The organism is Indolivaga capnocytophagoides (genome assembly GCF_036511535.1).
Taxonomy (GTDB): domain Bacteria; phylum Bacteroidota; class Bacteroidia; order Bacteroidales; family Dysgonomonadaceae; genus Dysgonomonas_A; species Dysgonomonas_A capnocytophagoides.
In genome coordinates this window covers 1,124,932-1,144,539 of record NZ_AP028867.1, presented here as the reverse complement: position 1 = coordinate 1,144,539, position 19,608 = coordinate 1,124,932, and the positions used below count along the sequence as shown (strand labels likewise).

The following is a 19,608-nucleotide window of genomic DNA, read 5'->3' as shown; positions in this document are numbered from 1 at the left end:
GTTACAGGTTAAAGGATTCATTAAATAGAGTTCTGTTTATGATAGATCTGCCTAAAGTTACTTCATCGGCGTATTCGATTTCATCCCCGATTGAAATACCTCGGGCGATCATTGATATTTTGACATTATAAGGTGCCAGCTTCTTATAAATGTAGAAGTTGGTGGTATCTCCTTCCATCGTGGTACTTAGTGCCAGGATGATTTCATTGATGCCGCCTTGTGCTACCCGTTCGACCAAAGTATCTATTTGAAGGTCGTTAGGTCCTATTCCGTCAATAGGAGATATAATCCCACCCAGAACATGGTATAATCCTCTGAATTGTGAGGTGTTCTCAATCGCCATCACTTCTTTTATGTTTTCTACCACACATACGGTCGATTTATCTCTCCCCGGATTAGCACATATAGGACAAATGTCTTCGTCGGATATGTTATAGCACGATTTACAATACTTGACATCTCTTTTCAGAGTTAATATGGAAGAAGAAAACGCTTCTACATTTTTTTCATCCTGACGTAGCATATGTAAAACCAGACGAAGTGCGGTTTTTCGTCCGACTCCCGGTAATTTGGCAAATTCATTTACGGCACTTTCTAAAAGAACCGAAGGGTATTTTTGTATCATGAATGATAAATATATTGTTTCTTTTTGTTATGTAATTTATTTTGGATTAAATATTTAAGTTGGTAAGAGAAAGACCTCAAATCTTTTTTATATATCCAAATAGGCAAAGTAATACTTTTCGGCTTTTTTAGACAATAACTGAACATTCAGCAGATCTGATATGGTTGCAATATCTTCTATCCTGTCGTCATTGAAGAGTATATCTATACTATTGCCGTTTTCGTTATATACATCTGTTGAAACAGTTCTTTTTGCAAAAAAATACTTTGCTTCATGGTTGCTTAAATTCCATTTCTCAGTATATCGGGATATATACTTATCAACAAGTGTATCATTTATTGGTTCTGTGTGTATCTCTATTTTGAATAAATTGCGGTTTACAAATGCATTGCTTAATGTTGACAATATCATGTCATCCGAATTTGTCCATTCTTTAAGAGCACACCAAATATCAGAATCGTCTAATCGTATGAATAGGTCAACAGCTTCTCCATTGAAATTTTCACGAGTAACATTGTTCTTCAGAAAAAATTTAAGCGCAGGTGGTGTAAATAATTCAACACCTTTATTAACTAATTCTTTTGCTCGTTTTAGAGCATTGATAAGCGTTATTTCTGCAGATATTGCAGTCTTGTGATGATATACCTGCCAGTACATCAACCTGCGTGATAGCAGGAAGTTTTCGATAGAATAAATACCTTTCGCTTCAACAACCAATTTGTTATTTCTGACATCAAGTATCTGGATAATACGTTCCGAACCTATATTTCCTTCATTTACTCCCGTGAAAAAACAATCGCGGCGAAGATAATCCAGCCTATCTACATCTAGTTGTCCGCTGACAAGTTCATGCAAAAATCGTTTGTGATACTCGTTCTTGAATATACTTATGCATATATCTAATTTTCCGCCTAATTCATTGTTGAGGCGTTCCATTATCTTCAATGATATTTCTTCGTGATGTATACCTTCAACTATAGTATGTTCGAGTACATGCGAAAAAGGACCGTGACCCACATCGTGTAGAAGTATACAGGCAAGAGCACCGTTTGTTTCGTCGTCTGATATGTTATTACCTTTTGTTTTTAGGTTGGTTATAACCTGCTGCATCAAATGCATTGCCCCCAGAGTGTGATGAAATCGGGTATGCTGTGCACCCGGATATGCGAATGAAGCCATACCTAATTGCTTTATACGATTCAGACGTTGTACAAAAGGATGTTTGATGATCTGGTTTATAAAATCATTAGGTATAGTGATAAATCCAAATACAGGATCATTTATTACATGTTTGTTTTTTGACACAAAGCAATTAAATTAAAATTTTAGTAATTGTTTATTGATTAGCCCGTATAACAATATATTCTCTGCAATATGTTGTTAAGCTTTTTCTATAAGTTGACAAAAACACAGACCGGAGTGCCGATCTGTGTTCAAAGATACTTATATTAAATAAATGAATGTGTCTAATGAGTTTTATTTCAATATAAAATTGTTAGCCTTTGCAAATGATTTCTGAGCAGCCTGCATTGCCTCTAATTTTTTCATACTGGTATCGAAACTTTCGTCGATAAGTTTATCTATATTATTGTAATCTTCATCAGAGGTTTCTTCACTAACTTTTGAATATTCTTCGGTCAGAGTTTTTGTATAACTGATCAGAGATTCCATATATGCTATTGTTGCAGCCTTAAAATCTTCGCTGCCTTTTGCAGGTTCCATCAGCGAAATTTTATTTAAATCGGATTTCAAGCTATCTATAGTGTTTTCTCCTAGAACTTTAATGCTGTCGGTGTAATTCTCTAGATCTTCTATGCCATCGATTTTGTCATTGAGACCCATAATCCGGTCACCTGCTATGTCGGAGTAACTTACTAAGTTGTCGTTGTATTTGACAGGATCTATCCCCCCACAAGAAGATAAAGAAATTATAATTGTTAACAGGCATAATAAGAATAATACATTTTTTTTCATTTTGGTGTTGTTTTTGAATACTTTGTAGTAATAAATAATAATAAATATCTAAATAATAACGGGTTATAGTTATGCTTATGTTTTTATTTTGATGATTCTTTGATAGCCAGCCTGTATTTGTAACGCATTTGCTCTATGGCGTTTATTTCCTTCAATACGTTCGCATCCATTTGTTTTGCCGCAGATATGTCTGTTGTATCTGTTATCAGGGCATATTGGCTTTCTGCACTGATGAGTTTTTGAAGGGATTTTATATAATTAATCGAGCTTGATCTTAATTCTTCATTAGGTGGGTAGATCTTAAGATTTTTAAGATCGTTTAATTTTAGATTTGTCGAGTCTGTAGCTCCTTTTGCTAGTACATTAATGAAATCTATCTTTTTATTTATCAGAGCAATCGAAACAGTACTGTCATAAGTATTGACTATAACCTCAGTTTCGTCTACAATTTTTATAACTTCCGCAAAATTGTTTTGCTCCTTTGGTTTGCAAGATGCAACCAAGCATACTGCTGCGAGTATGCATCCAAAGAAATGTTTGTTCATGTTCAATTCTATTTTCTACAAAGATAAATAATAATGTGAATTTTAAAAACTGTTAATGAATATCGGGTATTGAAAAATTATAAATCGGATGTTCTGTTTAACTTATATTTTTACCTTTGTGTTTTATGTAAAAAAGAAAGTGCCGGATAACATTAGTCTGCGCTTGAGGGGTATGGATTACTATATAGTAATAAATCGGCCGAAGGTCTTAAATGGAATCAATGTCGAAATTTAAAATTTACTCATCTATATTTTTATTGACCGTTGTCGGTATATTCTCCTTTTCATGTAAACAGGTTAAGCTTAGTGATGCAGACCGACGATTCAAGAATGGGGAGTATTTCGAAGCGGCAAATATGTATCGCAAGATTTATCGTAAAATACCGCCCAAAAATAAAGATCTTCGAGGTACGGTTGCTTTCAGGTTAGCCGAAAGTTATCGTTTGTCTAATAATGTAGTATCGGCAAATGCTGCATATGTAAATGCTTTGAGATATAATCAAGCTGATACTTTGATACGGCTTCAATATGCACGAACATTGCACAAAGCAGGGAGTTATAAACAGGCTGTGGATCAATATAAAATATTCCTCGAATCTTATCCTCAGAATCAGTTTGCCCTTAATGGTCTAGATGGTGCGACGTCAGCGGCCGGGATAAAGGATAATCCAACGAAATATATAGTTCGGAAAATGGATATCTTTAACTCACGTAGAAGTGAATTTTCCCCCATGCTTTTACCTCCCGAATACGATGTTATGTATATCACCACAAACAGGGATGATGTACAGGGAGAAGTAAAAAGTGCGATAACCGGAGGGTACAATAATGATATATTTGTAACTCGTAAAGATGAAACAGGCAAATGGATGAAGCCTGAAACTGCCGGAGCAGTGAATACAGAGAAGGATGAAGGAACTCCTACTTTTTCGGCTAGTGGTAATATGATGTATTATACATTCAGTGATGACGGATCAGAATTCTCGTCGAATGCTGCAATTTATAAATCGAGAAGGGCAGACGGTTCATGGGGAAAGGGGGATAGGCTCGTCTTTCCTTCGGATTCATCATATATGTATGCTCATCCGGCATTGAGTCCCGATGGTTATTCGTTGTTCTTTGTCTCGGATATGCCCGGCGGATATGGAGGTAAGGATATTTGGCGGGCATCTATGTTTGGTGAAGACGTTAGTTATATCGAAAATCTAGGCCCTGATATTAATACAGCAGGAGACGAGATGTTTCCTTATGTGCGAAATGATTCTACTCTGTATTTTTCATCAGATGGACATCCCGGGTTAGGAGGTTTGGATATATTTAAGGCAAACTTTGATAAAAGAGCGAAACGATGGGCTGTCGAAAATATGGGAGTTCCTATAAATTCGCAAGGAGATGATTTTGGAGTGACATTTTATAAAGATACGGAATCCGGTTTTTTTAGTTCCAATCGGGGAGAGGCCAGAGGTGCCGATCATATTTACTCTTTTGAATATCCGGTGGTCAAGGTTTCGTTAGAGGGATATATTGTAGATAAAGATGATGAATTTATCCCGAATGCAACCATCAGGGTTGTGGGAAATGACGGAACTAATGAGAAATTTAACGGAAAACCAAATGGTACTTATCGTTTTCAGGTCAACAGGGGTGTTAATTACGTATTACTGGCCAGCGCCGATGGATATTTGAATGCAAAGATGGATTTGAGAACAGTAAACGAAGAAAAGGATTCGCTCTATTATGTCGATTTTGTGTTGTATTCGATTAATAAACCGGCGGTTTTGGAGAATATATTTTATGACTTTGATAAAGCTGCCCTCAGGGATGAATCTAAAAAGGAACTGGACGACCTGATTGCTTTACTTGAGTTAAATCCAAATGTTACGATTGAGTTATCAGCCCATACAGATCGTAAGGGATCAGATGCATATAATCAACGTCTCTCGCACAATCGGGCGCAATCGGTTGTTGATTACCTGATCGCACATCGTATTGATAAAGAACGGTTGACTGTGGCTGGATATGGAAAAACTAAACCCAAAGTTGTGACAAGGGGGATTGTCAAGAAGTACGATTTTCTGAAAGAAGGGGATATTTTGACTGAACAATTTATTCTGGGATTACCATCCGAACAGCAGGAAATTGCTGATCAGATAAATAGGAGAACAGAATTTAAAGTATTATCCACTACCTATAAGTTGCATTAAGATCACAGACCTGTTTGTTGCTTTGGTAAGTGTAATAACATGAATCTGTTATGAATTGAAAATGTGTCATTAAATACTTTCATTTACTTAATATTATGCAAAGATGTAAAATGTTGAAAGCATATTGGATATTGATTGTTTTGTTTATATCTGTATATTCTCTTTCGGCGCAGGAGTTAAATATAAAACTTACAATAAACAGCGATCAGATACAAACAACAGACAAAAGTGTATTTGATCAGTTGCAGGACGCTTTGATTCAGTTAGTTAATGCGCGTAAATGGACTGATACGAAATTTAACACTAATGAATTGATTCAAGGGACAATATTAATTACTCTTAAGCAGTTTAATTCGGATGATAATGTATATAAAGGTGAGATACAGATTTCGAGCTCCCGTCCTGTGTACAATTCTACATACATTACTCCGATGTTTAACTTTAGAGATACCGAGCTGGAATTTTCATATATAAGAGGAGAAAGTCTTGAATTCTCCGAAAATAATCTGACCAATAATTTGGTTGCGACGGTTGCCTTTTATACATATATAATACTTGGCTTCGACTTTGATTCATATAGTCAGAACGGAGGGAAACCTTATTTCGAAAAAGCAATGTCTATTGCTCATTCATCACAGTCTCTCAGTTCTATCGGATGGGCTACATTCGGCAGTGACCGGAATAGATATGCCTTAGCTTTAGCGTTGACCGAGGAAAGTTCTTCGGCTTTTCATTCCTTATGGTATAATTATCATCGCAAAGGTTTAGATGAAATGGCAGATAATCCGGTACGTGGACGTATTGGTGTAGTTAAGTCTGTTTCTGATCTGCAATCCATTTACCAAGCCCGTCCTTCGTCTGTTTTATTGTCTTTTTGGAGTGATACAAAATTTACAGAAATGCTTGACATTTACACCGAGGCTAATTCGGAAGAAAAAGACGAAGCTTATAAAATTCTGACTTCTATTTATCCTACCAGAAAATATTTACTCGGAAAACTAAAAAAATAAGCATGTAATGCTTGTTAAAGAGATTATTATTGATATATTTACGAAAAAATAGTAGTTTTACTAAATGAAAGTATTTTTATGGAGAAGTTGACAATACAGGAAGAAGCAGTAATGCTGCATGTTTGGTTATTGAAAGAATGTGTAGTAAAAGATATTCTTAATGAAATGGATGATCCAAAACCTCCTTATACAACAATTGCTTCAATTGTTCGAAATCTGGAGCAAAAAGGGTATTTGAATTCTAAAAAATATGGAAATGTATATGTGTATTCTCCTAAAATAAAGGAAGATGAATATAAAAAGACTTTTATGTCGGGAGTCGTGAAAAATTATTTTGCAAATTCATATAAAGAATTAGTTTCGTTTTTTGCCAAAGATGAAAAGATCTCAGCTTCTGATTTGGAGGAGATTATGAAAATAATTAAAAAAGGAAAAGATAAATGACAGAATGAACTCTTTAGTTTTTTTATCTATGTGAAAAAACAACTTAAACTAACAATAATATGGAAAGCGTTTACTTCAATTATATGTTGAAAGCATCCTTATCGATGGGAGTACTATCAATACTGTATTTTTGTTTTCTTCGTCATGACACATTGAATGGTTTGCGAAGGATATCGTTAATATTTATTCTCTTGTTTTCTGCAATATTTCCTTTTATAAGATTTAATCTTGTAGCAAAGGACTCAGATAGTCTTATTTATCAAGTGAATCTTTCTCAGATAGAAATTAATCCGATAAATCCGAATTTGGAGAAAGGACAGGCCTTTAACTATCAATTAATCATATTGACTATTCTGATCATAGGGGCTATTTTCTTTTCTCTGAAATTTCTAGTCCAATTATTTAGTGTTTTGATTCTGATCCGAAAAAGTAAATTAAAAAGAGAAGGTTCTTTTATTTTTATCTATGTAGAAGAAAATATAACGCCCTTTTCGTTTTTTAATTTGATATTTATTTCAACAGACGGAAAAGCAGAGACCGGCAGCGAGTTAATGATTAAACACGAAAAAGCGCATGCCAGACAAAAGCACTCTTTTGATGTGATGCTGGCTGAGTTGTTTTGCATTGTGTTTTGGTGGAATCCTATAGTCTGGTTATTAAGACGGGAAATCAAAGTGAATCTCGAATATCTAGCCGATAAAGATGTCCTTAGTGATGGAATTGACGCAACGAAGTATCAATATCTTTTACTGAAAACTGCTCAGAATAATGCTAGCATCTATATAATTAATGATTTTAATGTTTCACAATTAAAAAAACGTATTATTATGATTAATAAACAAGAAACCTCCAAGTTTTTATCTATAAAGTATGTTCTGATATTGCCTATTGTCGTTTTTCTTATTGCCACAAACTTGATGGCTGATAATATGTCAATGGAAGCAATTGTAGCGAATAATATTACGAGTGACAAATCTGTTCCTAAAGAGGGAGATTCAGATAAGGATAGCGTGTACAGATCAGTAGATGTAATGCCCCGATTTCAGGGAGGTGAAGCTGCTTTAATGAAATTCATAAGAGATAATCTTAAATATCCCGAAAGTGCAGCTAAAAATAAGATTGAAGGGAGAGTGGTCATTCGATTTACTATCTCAGAATTAGGCAAAGTTTCTGATATTCGTGTACTTCGATCTTTGGATGCGGAATGCGATGCAGCTGCTATAGCTGTAGTCGAAGCTATGCCTGATTGGATTCCTGGTAAACAGGATGGAAAAGACGTTAGTGTATACTATACTCTACCTGTTCAGTATAAATTGCAAAAAGATACACCAAAAGAATAATCTCTGAAAAGCATGGAGACGATTCCATATTCGTCTCTATGCTTTTGATATATCATCCAGTATATTGTATGCCTTGTCAACATTCGGCACATGTTTGATGAGAATAGATCTCTTACCTTGGGTTTCACGTAGTTGGCATTCTCTCGGATATTTCTGGATATAAGTAAGTAATTTGTCGAATGCTTTGGACTGATAATAGAGCGATTCTGGATTTGATACTAAATACAGAGCCATTTGTCCTTTTTTCAAGGTGACTTTTTCTATACTTAATGCTTTAGCGATTCGTCTGATACCTATTACACCTATCAGCTCACGACCCTCGGGTGGAATTTTACCGAAACGGTCTTCAAGCATACTGACAAACTTGGCTACATCTGTTTCTTTTTCCAGTTTATTCAGTTCGCTGTAAATAGCTATACGTTCCGAGTCGTTCGGTATATAAAGTGGAGGAAATAGCAGTTCAAGGTCAGTGTCAATAACTACATCTTCGACAAAATTGTCTCCTTCGGATTTTTCGCCATCTTCTTTCTTGCCATGATAAAGTTCAGCGAATTCTTCATTACGAAGTTCATTTACAGCCTCTGTCAATATTTTTTGATAAGCTTCATATCCGAGATCAGCTATAAATCCGCTCTGTTCGGCGCCTAGTAAATTTCCTGCTCCGCGTATATCCAAATCCTGCATGGCGATATGGATACCACTACCAAGTTCGGAGAAGTTTTCGATAGCTTGTAAACGGCGTTTGGCTTCGGGTGTTAGGTTATCGAGTGGGGGAGCAAGTAGATAGCAAAATGCTTTTTTATTGCCACGTCCTACACGTCCTCTCAATTGGTGAAGGTCGCTGAGCCCAAATTGCTGGGCATTATTTACAATAATAGTATTGGCATTCGGAATATCTATCCCTGATTCTACAATGGAAGTAGCTATAAGGACATCGTACTCATAATCGACAAAATCGGTAATGATTTCTTCCAGTTTCTGAGGATCGATCTGCCCGTGAGCAACTGCAATCCGAGCGTCTGGAACTTGTCTGCGTATAACCTTCTCTATCTCGGGCAGATTGTTTATCCTGTTATTGATAAAGAATACCTGTCCGTTGCGGCTCATCTCGAAGTTTATGGCTTCCTTGATTATTTCAGCATCGAAAGTATGTACCTCGGTATGTGTCGGATATCTGTTGGGTGGAGGAGTGGTGATAGTTGACAAATCCCGTGCTCCCATCAGTGAGAATTGTAATGTACGTGGAATCGGGGTTGCTGTCATTGTCAGCGTATCTACATTAAGCCTCATTTGCTTCAGCTTCTCTTTAACCGAAACTCCGAACTTCTGTTCCTCGTCTATTATAAGTAAACCCAGATCATTAAATTGGACATCTTTAGCCACAATACGATGTGTGCCGATAAGTATGTTTATTTTGCCTTCTTTCAGTTCTCCGAGTATGCGTTTTACATCGGCCGGCTTTCTTGCTCTGCTTATATAGTCTATCTTGCAAGGAAATTCTTTCAGACGATCTTTGAATGTATGGAAGTGCTGCGTTGCCAGTACTGTTGTAGGTACGAGCACAGCTACTTGCTTATTATCTGCTACAGCCTTGAATGCTGCTCGTATTGCAACCTCTGTTTTACCAAAACCAACGTCTCCGCATATTAAGCGATCCATTGGCAGATCGCTTTCCATATCTCCTTTTACATCTGCTGTTGCAGTTACCTGATCGGGAGTATCTTCATAGATAAAGGAGGCTTCGAGTTCGGTTTGCATAAATGAGTCAGGCGAAAATTTGAATCCTACTTCCTCGCGCCTTTTTGAATATAGCAGAATAAGGTCGCGGGCAATATCCTTAAGACGGCGTTTTGTATTGTCTTTCATCCGCTGCCATGCACCAGACCCCAGTTTATTTAATCGGGGAGGTTCGCCTTCCCTGCCTCTGTACTTAGATATCTTATATATAGAGTGTATAGGCACAAATATAGCATCTCCATTGAGATAGGTAAGTTTGATATGTTCTTGCAGCTTACCTCCCATATCCATACGGACAAGTCCCCCGAATTTACCAACACCATGGTCATTATGTACAATGTAGTCTCCTACTTGTAGTTGGTTCAATTCTTTCAAACTGAGAGCGATCTTACCTTGTCGGGCATTATCCGACTTGAGATTATATTTGTGAAAACGGTCGAATATCTGATGATCGGTAAAGCAGCAGATTTTCGCAGTTTCGTCGGAAAAACCTTCATGTAACGTATTCAGTACAGCCACAAAGGGAAGTTTTTCTCCTCTGTCTTCGAATATAGTTTTTAACCGGTCGGTCTGCTTTACGCTGTCGCTGAGAATACATATTGTATATCCCTGATTTATAAAATCCTCGAAGCTTTTGCTCACCAAATCAAAATTCTTATGATATATCGGTTGCAGAGCCGTATGATATTCTACAGTAGCATTAGCAGTAACAGTGCTCGAATTAGAAAATATAAGATGTTTATGATTTTTCGATTCTTCGGAGAATACGGACTCGGTTATCAAGTATGAATGTATATCTTGTTCGTATTCCGGATTTTCCAATACGGGAAGATCACTGTAGATAAAATTCAGCCTGCCTTGTATCCACGAAAAGTCTCTGTAGCCGATAAATGATTCAGCTGGTAAGAGATTCAAAATCGATTCCTGCAGATGGTTACTTTTCGATACTTGAGGTATTACTTGTATTTGCTTTAGCTGTTCTTTCGATAATTGATTTTCAATATCAAACAGGCGGATTGTTTCTACTTCATCACCAAAAAAGTCTATTCTGTACGGGTATTCACTCGAGTACGAGAACACATCCAATATACTACCTCTTACAGCATATTGCCCCGGCTCATATACATATTCTGTATATTCAAATCCGTATGATTCTAAAACGTTAGAAACAAAAGCTGAATCAACTTTTTCTCCGACTTTAATCTGCAAAGTATTTTCTTTTAAATCCTTTTTAGATATAACTTTTTCGGATATAGCTTCCGGATAAGAAACTATGATCAGCGGATTATTTTCCAACTGCAGCTGGCTTAATACTTCCGTACGCAATATTTCATTAGCAGAATCAATCTGTCCGAATTTGATCGACCGCTTATATGCCGAAGGGAAAAACAAAACCTGCCTGCTTTTCAGTAGCTGATTCAGATCGTTATAAAAATATCCGGCAGTCTCCGCATCATCCATAATATACAGGTATGTCTGCGGGTTCTTCTGAAAGCAAAGAGCCGCGACCATAGCCCAAGAAGATCCAAGGAGACCTTTTACTTGAATGGTTTTATGCTTTTGTAATATTCCGGCAGTGATACGGGACTTATTCTTCTCGTCTAATATCTGAAGTAAATTCGATGATTCCAATGTATGCAGCTTTAGAGTACAAAGATAGCAATAATAGGAAATACTAGCAAAAGCAGATTCTTAAAACTCAAAGTTGTTATGGAAAAGGTAACAAAAGTTACACCACTTATGTATTTTCTATCAGTAACCTTATTTTACTTCTCAAATGCCGGATCATAAGCATCTATAGCAGGCTTCGTCTCTTGGGAGTCATACTTCTGTTTGAGTTCTTTTCGTCTTTCTTCCATTTCGTCTTCGGTACCGGAGAATCGGAGTAATTCAAGCTGATCCGCTGCTTCCTGATTTTGAACTATAATTTCCCATGGTCTCGGCATATTCTCTACTTTTTCTTCTATTACTCCTTCTTTAGCCATTGCCATTTTCAGTGTCTTTTCGTCTGCAGAATATTCTTTCATGGTTACAGTTTTGCCCGTCAGATATATTTCACCACAATCGTCTACTGCATATTTATAACGGGTGGTGGTTACAGTATAGCCATGCTCCAATCTTTGTTTGAGTATCTGACGGGCTTTTTGAGCCAAACGCTCGTCACGTCCTGAACGTGCATCATCTATCATTTCTTTAAAATCGGAATATTTTCGAGCCCATTGGTAAAATGTTTTCCGGCTGATATGGTGTATCGTGCAGATCTCACCTAAAGTGTACTCGTCCTGTTCTATTGCATCCGCTATTTGCTTCCCTAGTTCTTCTGTATATTTTGCCATAATAATAAAGTGTTTTTCTATATAGATAAAAAAGCTGGAAGCAGGCAGGTGTAAAAACAGTCTTTTATTTTTTATTTCTTCATTATAATCGTAAATTCTATTAATTTTTGAAGAATAACTTTATTAGATGGGTTCTAATAATTAATTTTGAAAAAACTTTAAATAGTTAGTTTGCTGTATGTCCGATTCTATAGTAATTATACCAACTTATAACGAGATAGAGAATATTGAAAGAATTATCGAATATGTATTTTCTCTACCCAAGGCTTTCCATGTTCTTATCATAGATGATGGATCTCCTGATGGAACAGCTGATGTTGTAAAGAAGTTGCAAGGTAAATACAGTGACTCATTATTTTTGCTTCAACGGAAAGGCAAACAAGGTCTGGGTACTGCTTATATTGCAGGTTTTAAATGGGCATTGGAGCGAAATTATGAATATGTATTCGAAATGGATGCCGACTTTTCGCACGATCCGAATGATCTGATCCGTTTGTATGATGCTTGTTGTGGCAGCGAAGGTGCAGATATGGCTGTTGGTTCCAGGTATTCTACCGGAGTTAATGTAGTTAACTGGCCTATGGGACGTGTTATTATGTCTTTTTATGCATCGAAATATGTAAAGCTTATTACAGGAATGAAAGTTCATGATGCTACAGCCGGATTTGTCTGCTATAAGCGCACGGTGTTGGAAACTATAGATTTGGATAAGATCAGGTTCAAAGGATATGCCTTTCAGATAGAAATGAAGTACACTGCTTATTCTTTAGGCTTTAAATTAAAAGAAGTCTCCATTATATTTGTTAATCGTGTTTTGGGTGAATCCAAAATGAATGCCGGTATTTTCGGTGAAGCTTTTTATGGAGTCATTGAACTTCGTATAAGTAAATTATTAGGAAAGATAAAAGCCCGTAAAGGAGTAAGAAGTAAAAATCGAACTATTGTCACTAATGAGAATTGATATTATAACTGTATTACCGCAGATGCTCGAAGGGGCAATAAATTGCTCTATACTGAAAAGAGCTCAGGATAAAGGGCTTGCTGAAATACATCTTCATAATTTAAGAGATTATACAGATGATAAACATAACAGGATAGATGATTATCCGTTTGGAGGAGAAGCCGGTATGGTAATGCAGATAGAGCCCATTGATAATGTAATATCTCACCTCAAAAGCCAAAGGGTGTATGATGAAATTATTTATACTTCGCCCGATGGCGAGACATTCGATCAGAAGATGGCAAATAAAATGTCGTCTCTCGAAAATATCATCATTCTCTGCGGACATTATAAAGGCATTGACTATCGTATTCGCGAACATCTCATCACAAAAGAAATATCAATAGGTGATTATGTGTTGACGGGCGGCGAACTGGCTGCTGCGATTATTTCAGATGCAGTGGTTCGTTTAATACCCGGTGCTATCGGAGACGAACAATCTGCCTTGTCGGATTCTTTTCAGGATAATTTACTGGCTCCGCCTGTATATACACGTCCGGCGGAATACAAGGGCTGGAAAGTGCCGGAGATTTTGCTTTCGGGACATCAGGCAAAAATAGATGAATGGAAACTTCAGCAGTCTATCGAAAGAACCAAGAGGCTGCGTCCCGATCTGTTAGAAGATTAAAGTTTTCCCTATTTCGGGCCTATTGTATGCGCCCGAAATGGAAATTTATTCTCCACGATTTTAGAAAGGATATCCAACAGCAATGTGCCAAGCTGTATTTTCTCTGAACCGGAATGGTTTCAATACAGCCCATTTGGACTCAAAACCATCTACAACCTGATATCCGCTTGCATCTGTTTTGTATATTGGGGTATCAGCCGGATTGTATAATTTCCATCCGCAGTCGAGACGGATAAGTACAAATTCAAGATCGAGCCTCAATCCCAATCCCCAAGCTGATGCTATTTGTTTGTAAAATTTATTGAATTTAAATTCGCCTTTATATTGGCGTTCGGTACCTTTTAAAGTCCAAATGTTTCCGGCATCCAGAAATGCTGCGAATTCGAGTTTCCAGAACGCTTTACTTCTATACTCGGCATTGGCATCAAATCTTACATCTCCCGATTGATCGTTGAAGTTCGCATCCTCGCGGTAAAACGATCCGGGACCCAATTCTCTGGCACTCCATCCTCTTACGCTGTTTGCTCCACCCGAGAAGAACCTTTTCTGAAAAGGTACAAGTTTGTAATTGCCGTATGGATATACAACTCCTGCACCAATACGCCATGCAAAAGCATTATTGTCGTCAATCTGGATGGATTTACTGTAATCGAAATTTCCTTTCACATATTGTGCATAGTAAGTATCGAATATTTTTTTCGATCCGTATTCGTCTTTTTTGATATTGGTAAGTGCCGCAAAAAGAGCCAAAGCATTACCCGCCGTTTCGAATGATGCCCGTAATGAGTAAGAAGACCTGTCTCTCCGGTTGGGTGCATAAAACAGTCTTTGAGACATATTATTACTGCGGAAATAAGTATATCCTGTACTTAATATAAACTGATCTGTGAAACTGTATATTTTGGCATTGGTAGTAAGCTGTTTTTCGAAATCACTGGATAAATTAGGAATATGTGCATAACTGATATCAACCAGATCGAGAGTATGTCTTACGGTTCCATTGGTTCTGTTTTCCCAAATGTATTTCAGCCCTGTGGCAAATACGGTGCGGGTAAAGTATCCCGGACGTCGCTGGTATGTATAACTGGATGTTAATTGAGTAGATGCCCTTAATTTTCGCCTTAGATCGTAATTTAGGAAAGGGAACATAAAGCGGGGGAATGTCAACGAAGCCTCACTACCTATTTCGAAATAGTTGTCATTGAAGTTTGAAAAATTAGGAGTCACTGCTTCATATGAGCCTTTAACCTTAATATTCAGTAGTTCCGATCCTTTAAAGATATTCCGGTGGGTATATCCCAATCCTGCGCCGATGCCGAAAAAACCGGATGAATTAGTGCCCTCTATTTCACTCGATATACCCTGTTTTTTATCGGGAACGGCAGTAATAATACACCGCATTCTGGTGGAATCATTTTCGAGATATTGCTCGTAACGGATATTTACATTCTTAAGTATATTAAGTTGCGACAAAGCATTGTATGTTGTTGAAACCTGACTGCCGTTATACAAGTTTCCCGGCTGTATATAGCAATTGTTGAGTATTACGAATGGTTTTATATAACGTCCTCTTGCCCCATAGAAAATCCGGTACTTACCTCGGTATACAGTATCTGTTGCATTATAATGGTTCAGATCGCCATCGGCTATCGGATTATAATCTACATATATATCTACATTATCGAGAAAGTACTGGGTATGTGGTGTGTTTACTGTTTCATGATTGTTTAACCTTTGTGTTTGAGGATAGATAATCATCTCCAAGTCAACTTCATTCTTTTTACCTATTGTGTCAGCTACAAATTCAATATAATCTTTGCTGAATGCCATGTAGCCGTTTCGGTTTAATATCGAAGTAACACGTTCTCGTTCTGCGTTCAATAAGTCCAGATCCATCTGGTCTCCCTTTTTTAGCAATTTTCCGTAAGAGAGATAACTATTTAGGTTGATCGTGGTTGCAGTATCTCCCATTCTTTTTCTGAACCTCTCTGGAATAGGGAAGGAGTGATCTATAATCTTACGGTCGAATACTGTATCGTTGATATTTATTTTGTAATCAGCAATCCGGGTTGGTTCATTCGATTTAATATCGAATACAATTTTTACCCTTTTATCTCCTTCGGTTATTACCGGTTCTATTTCAGCATGTTGGTATCCCTTGTTTTCCATAATTCGGGATAACTGGGTCAATGTTCTGTTTATTTGTGTACTGTCATATATGACGGGTGGCTCACCTGCGTGTTTCAGTGTTCGGTTATACCATTTGGTGGTATCTCTTCCTGATAGATTGTAAACAAATAAAGGGAACTTGAATAACTCAAATGTTTTGTAATTTGATTTTTGTTTGATGTAAGGTTCAAGATCAAAAGATGATATATCCTTTGCATCAACCTTTACTGTGGCATCTGCTAATAACTGCTGGTTATCGGGAACATATTTTGTCGAGCTACATGAATAGATCAGTAGGGCGCAGCCGGATATAAAAAAAAATATTTTTTGCTTTATTCTCATTCTGGGAATTTCAGATCATTAAAGGTATCTACCATATTAAGGTCTCAGACCTTTTTATATATTAAAGTAACGAACTCCATTTAATGCCGCTTGTTACTTACTTATAATTGTCTAATTAACGGCAAATTTAAAATATAATTATTTCTTTTGTGTAAATTTAAGTAACAATAAGTATTAAAGCTCCATCTTTAAGTATAATATTATGCTTTGGATGATTGAATGTTAATTAGAGAATACAGAATCGAATGTCGGATTTAAGTAAAAATAATATAAAGTATATACAGTCTCTCAAAAATAAAAAGGATAGAGACGAGTCAGGTGTTTTCGTCGCAGAAGGGGATAAGATGGTATCCGAACTTTTATTGAATCAGAAATGCCGGTTATTGGTTGCTACTTCCGAGTTTATTCGTGAAAATAAGGTGCTTGTGACCGGAGATAATGTTCAGGAATTGATAGAGGTTTCAAAAAAAGAACTTGAAAGGGTCAGTTTTCTTAAGAACCCGCAACAAGTCTTAGCTGTTTTTTTTCAACCGAAGTATAGCTATGATTTAGAATTGCTTAAAGACCAGTTGAGCTTAGTATTGGATGGTATTCAGGATCCCGGGAATATGGGAACCATCATACGTCTTGCCGACTGGTATGGCATAGAGAATATTTTTTGTTCACCCGATACAGTTGATGTATTTAATACAAAGGTTGTGCAGGCTACTATGGGTGCTTTGTCGCGGGTTAAAGTGCATTATCTGGATTTAGAAGATTTTTTACAATCGGTATCAGAGCATTTACCTGTGTATGGAACATTCCTTAACGGTGACAATATGTATGGTACTGATATAAAGGAAAACGGAATAGTAGTAATGGGTAACGAAGGTAATGGTATCAGGTCTTATATTGAGCCGTTTATCTCTCATCGATTATTTATTCCGAATTATCCATTGGATAGGCAAACTTCTGAATCTCTGAATGTTTCGGTTGCTACAGCTATAATATGCAGCGAATTCAGACGGCGTTCATTGAGATAGTTTTGCTAGGATAAAATCTTCTAGAAAGCAAAACCCTTTTCACAAGCCGATATACTGTCATTTTGATAAAGGTTAAAAAAAAGATGTTTTTAAACAATTTGCTATAAAACATGTTGATATTTTATAGCAAATGACGAAAAAATGTCTTATATTTAGGATGTAGTTCATTCTGTTCCACCTTTCAAATGACATTATACTATGGGATATCTTACTTTTGATAAAAGTGAATTAGTAAATCTTCAATATTCATTACACCGGGAGATACTTAGCACAAATAGAGCCGGTGCTTATATGAGTACTACTATGGTGTGTTGTAACACACGTAAGTATCATGGGCTTCTGGTTTGTCCAATAAAGGAATTTGATAACGAAAGCTTTGTGTTATTATCCGCATTGGATGAAACCGTTATTCAGCACGACCAGACTTTTAATTTGGGGATACATCAGTATCAGAATGGAATATACGATCCGCGTGGGCATAAGTACATCATAGACTTTGAATTTGAGCCAACCCCTACCATTACATACCGGGTGGGAGGTGTTGTTCTTAAAAAAGAGTTGTTGATGGTGCATAATGCGGATCAGATACTGATCAGATATACATTGCTCGATGCACATTCACCTACAACTTTACGTTTACGACCTTTCCTTGCTTATCGCAACAGGCATCAGCTGAGCAAAGCGAATCTCTTTGTCAGTACCGATTATGATCAGATTGATAATGGGATCGCATCGCGTCTTTATTCCGGATTTCCGATATTAAATATTCAATTGGATAAAAAGAATAAGTTCGAATCAAATCCCGATTGGTATTATAATGTAGAATATTACGAAGAAAAGGTGAGGGGATACGATTATCTTGAAGATCTATACACTCCGGGGTATTTTGAGGTTCCGATAAAAAAAGACGAAAGCATAATTGTTTCGGCTTCATTAAAAGAAGAGACTTCTAAAAAATTAGCCGCCTTTTTTGAAAAAGAGGTAAAATCCCGTCCACCTAAAGACAGTTTTCTTAATTGCCTGAAAAATTCTGCTACTCAATTTATAGTCAAGCAAGGAAAAGATACTGAAGTATTGGCCGGATTCCCGTGGTTTGGCCGTTGGGGCAGAGATACATTTATTGCATTGCCGGGTTTGACCCTTGCAGCCAATTACGATCCTAAAGCATGTAAGGATGTACTGGACACTATGTCGAGAGAAGTGAATAATGGACTTTTTCCGAATATAGGTAAAGATGATAATGCTGCATATAATTCGGTCGATGCTCCCATGTGGTATTTCTGGGCTATTCAGAAATATACGGAAGCAGTTCAAGATAAATCGTCCGTATGGAAGGATTACGGCAAGAAAATGAAGCAGGTTTTAGAAGCTTTCCGCAATGGCATCAACGAACATATCCGTATGCATGAAAATGGATTGATCTGGGCTGCTCAGGATGGCAAAGCATTAACTTGGATGGATGCCGTTGTCGATGGAGTGCCTGTAACGCCACGTGCTGGATATGCTGTTGAAATAAATGCTTTGTGGTATAATGCTATTCGTTTTATGCTTGAATTGGCTGAAGAGAACGGAGATAAGAAATTTGTTAAAGAATGGGAAGATCTCCCGCTGAGAATTGAAGAGAGTTTTACATCTGTATTCTGGAATGAAGACTTAGGATATCTTGCCGATTATGTGGATGAACGCGGACAGAATATGGATTTGAGATCTAATCAGATAATTGCTGCTTCTTTGCAGTACAGCCCCATTGATGATGAAAAGAAAAGCTCTATAATTTATGCTATAAAGGATGAATTGCTGACCTCGAAAGGTTTACGCACATTATCTCCGAGTCATCCCGATTATAAAGGTTTCTATGTAGGAGACCAGGCTACCAGAGATAGGGCTTACCATCAGGGTACAGTATGGGTTTGGCAACTAGGACACTACGTAGAAGCTTGTTTTAAACTGCATAGCTCCACTTTTGTGAACAGAGCGAAAGAGATAGCATCGGCATTTGAAGATGATATGACAGATTATGGGATATGTGGTATCGCCGAAGTGTATGACGGAAATCCGCCACACCATCCGGGAGGCAGTATCTCTCAGGCTTGGAGTGTCAGCGAGATATTGAGAATATTACAAATGATAGAAAAATACCAAGCTAAATAATAGCAAGTGTTTAAAATATTGTTCGGATATACTACTACCAAAAGTAATAAAAAGAGGTCTGAGACCTTAAGATAAAAACAA

General features: G+C 37.0%; 15 protein-coding genes. 8 read left to right on the top strand and 7 right to left on the bottom strand.

Translation table 11 applies throughout. The features are described 5' to 3' along the window. Position 1: 1 nt before the first annotated feature. The 4 genes from recR to AABJ51_RS04795 form a co-directional block, all read right to left on the bottom strand. Positions 2-625, bottom strand: a complete 624-nt coding sequence (gene recR / locus AABJ51_RS04810; protein WP_338374603.1) for a recombination mediator RecR — start codon at positions 623-625, stop codon at positions 2-4. An 87-nt stretch (positions 626-712) separates the two neighbouring features. Beyond that, complete coding sequence (locus tag AABJ51_RS04805; protein ID WP_338374602.1) at positions 713-1,930, bottom strand: HD domain-containing protein; 1,218 nt, start codon at positions 1,928-1,930, stop codon at positions 713-715. Between the two features lie 171 nt (positions 1,931-2,101). Next, entirely contained in the window at positions 2,102-2,599 is a 498-nt protein-coding gene (locus tag AABJ51_RS04800; protein ID WP_338374601.1) for a hypothetical protein, read from the bottom strand. A gap of 83 nt (positions 2,600-2,682) precedes the next feature. Then, positions 2,683-3,144 carry a hypothetical protein gene (locus AABJ51_RS04795; RefSeq protein ID WP_338374600.1) on the bottom strand — a complete coding sequence of 154 codons (462 nt, stop codon included), beginning with the start codon at positions 3,142-3,144 and terminating at the stop codon, positions 2,683-2,685. Between the two features lie 221 nt (positions 3,145-3,365). Between AABJ51_RS04795 and porE the strand changes: the two genes are divergently transcribed. The 4 genes from porE to AABJ51_RS04775 all read left to right on the top strand — a co-directional run bounded on the left by porE (position 3,366) and on the right by AABJ51_RS04775 (position 8,142). Then, complete coding sequence (porE, locus tag AABJ51_RS04790) at positions 3,366-5,348, top strand: PorE family type IX secretion system protein (RefSeq protein WP_338374599.1); 1,983 nt, start codon at positions 3,366-3,368, stop codon at positions 5,346-5,348. Between the two features lie 95 nt (positions 5,349-5,443). Next, entirely contained in the window at positions 5,444-6,358 is a 915-nt protein-coding gene (gene porD, locus AABJ51_RS04785; RefSeq protein WP_338374598.1) for a type IX secretion system protein PorD, read from the top strand. 78 nt (positions 6,359-6,436) lie between these two features. Continuing rightward, the gene (locus AABJ51_RS04780) at positions 6,437-6,802 is read left to right on the top strand and encodes a BlaI/MecI/CopY family transcriptional regulator (protein ID WP_026627361.1); all 366 of its coding nucleotides are present in this window, start codon (positions 6,437-6,439) and stop codon (positions 6,800-6,802) included. A 59-nt stretch (positions 6,803-6,861) separates the two neighbouring features. After that, the gene (locus AABJ51_RS04775; RefSeq protein WP_338374597.1) at positions 6,862-8,142 is read left to right on the top strand and encodes a M56 family metallopeptidase; all 1,281 of its coding nucleotides are present in this window, start codon (positions 6,862-6,864) and stop codon (positions 8,140-8,142) included. A gap of 36 nt (positions 8,143-8,178) precedes the next feature. Here the strand turns inward: AABJ51_RS04775 and mfd are convergent, their stop codons facing one another. Together mfd and AABJ51_RS04765 are read right to left on the bottom strand one after the other, a co-directional pair. After that, a complete protein-coding gene (mfd, locus tag AABJ51_RS04770) occupies positions 8,179-11,487 on the bottom strand; it encodes a transcription-repair coupling factor (RefSeq protein WP_434781395.1) in 3,309 nt (1,102 codons plus the stop codon). A 158-nt stretch (positions 11,488-11,645) separates the two neighbouring features. Beyond that, positions 11,646-12,215: a terminase small subunit-like protein gene (locus AABJ51_RS04765; protein ID WP_338374596.1), complete on the bottom strand. Its 570-nt coding sequence runs from the start codon at positions 12,213-12,215 to the stop codon at positions 11,646-11,648. Positions 12,216-12,393: 178 nt separating this feature from the next. On the opposite strand from AABJ51_RS04765, the gene AABJ51_RS04760 reads away from it, so the two are divergent. Both AABJ51_RS04760 and trmD read left to right on the top strand, forming a co-directional pair. Further along, the gene (locus AABJ51_RS04760; protein WP_051290806.1) at positions 12,394-13,176 is read left to right on the top strand and encodes a polyprenol monophosphomannose synthase; all 783 of its coding nucleotides are present in this window, start codon (positions 12,394-12,396) and stop codon (positions 13,174-13,176) included. Then, positions 13,166-13,843, top strand: a complete 678-nt coding sequence (gene trmD / locus AABJ51_RS04755; RefSeq protein ID WP_338374595.1) for a tRNA (guanosine(37)-N1)-methyltransferase TrmD — start codon at positions 13,166-13,168, stop codon at positions 13,841-13,843. Before AABJ51_RS04760 ends, trmD begins: the two co-directional genes overlap by 11 nt. A 60-nt stretch (positions 13,844-13,903) precedes the next feature. On the opposite strand, the gene tamL is transcribed toward trmD, so the two are convergent. Next, positions 13,904-16,354 (bottom strand): translocation and assembly module lipoprotein TamL, encoded by a 2,451-nt coding sequence (gene tamL, locus AABJ51_RS04750; protein ID WP_338374594.1) that lies wholly within the window; start codon positions 16,352-16,354, stop codon positions 13,904-13,906. A gap of 245 nt (positions 16,355-16,599) precedes the next feature. Between tamL and AABJ51_RS04745 the strand changes: the two genes are divergently transcribed. Then, positions 16,600-17,376, top strand: a complete 777-nt coding sequence (locus AABJ51_RS04745; protein ID WP_338374593.1) for an RNA methyltransferase — start codon at positions 16,600-16,602, stop codon at positions 17,374-17,376. Positions 17,377-17,574: 198 nt separating this feature from the next. Continuing rightward, complete coding sequence (locus AABJ51_RS04740) at positions 17,575-19,527, top strand: amylo-alpha-1,6-glucosidase (protein ID WP_026627356.1); 1,953 nt, start codon at positions 17,575-17,577, stop codon at positions 19,525-19,527. Positions 19,528-19,608 lie beyond the last annotated feature (81 nt).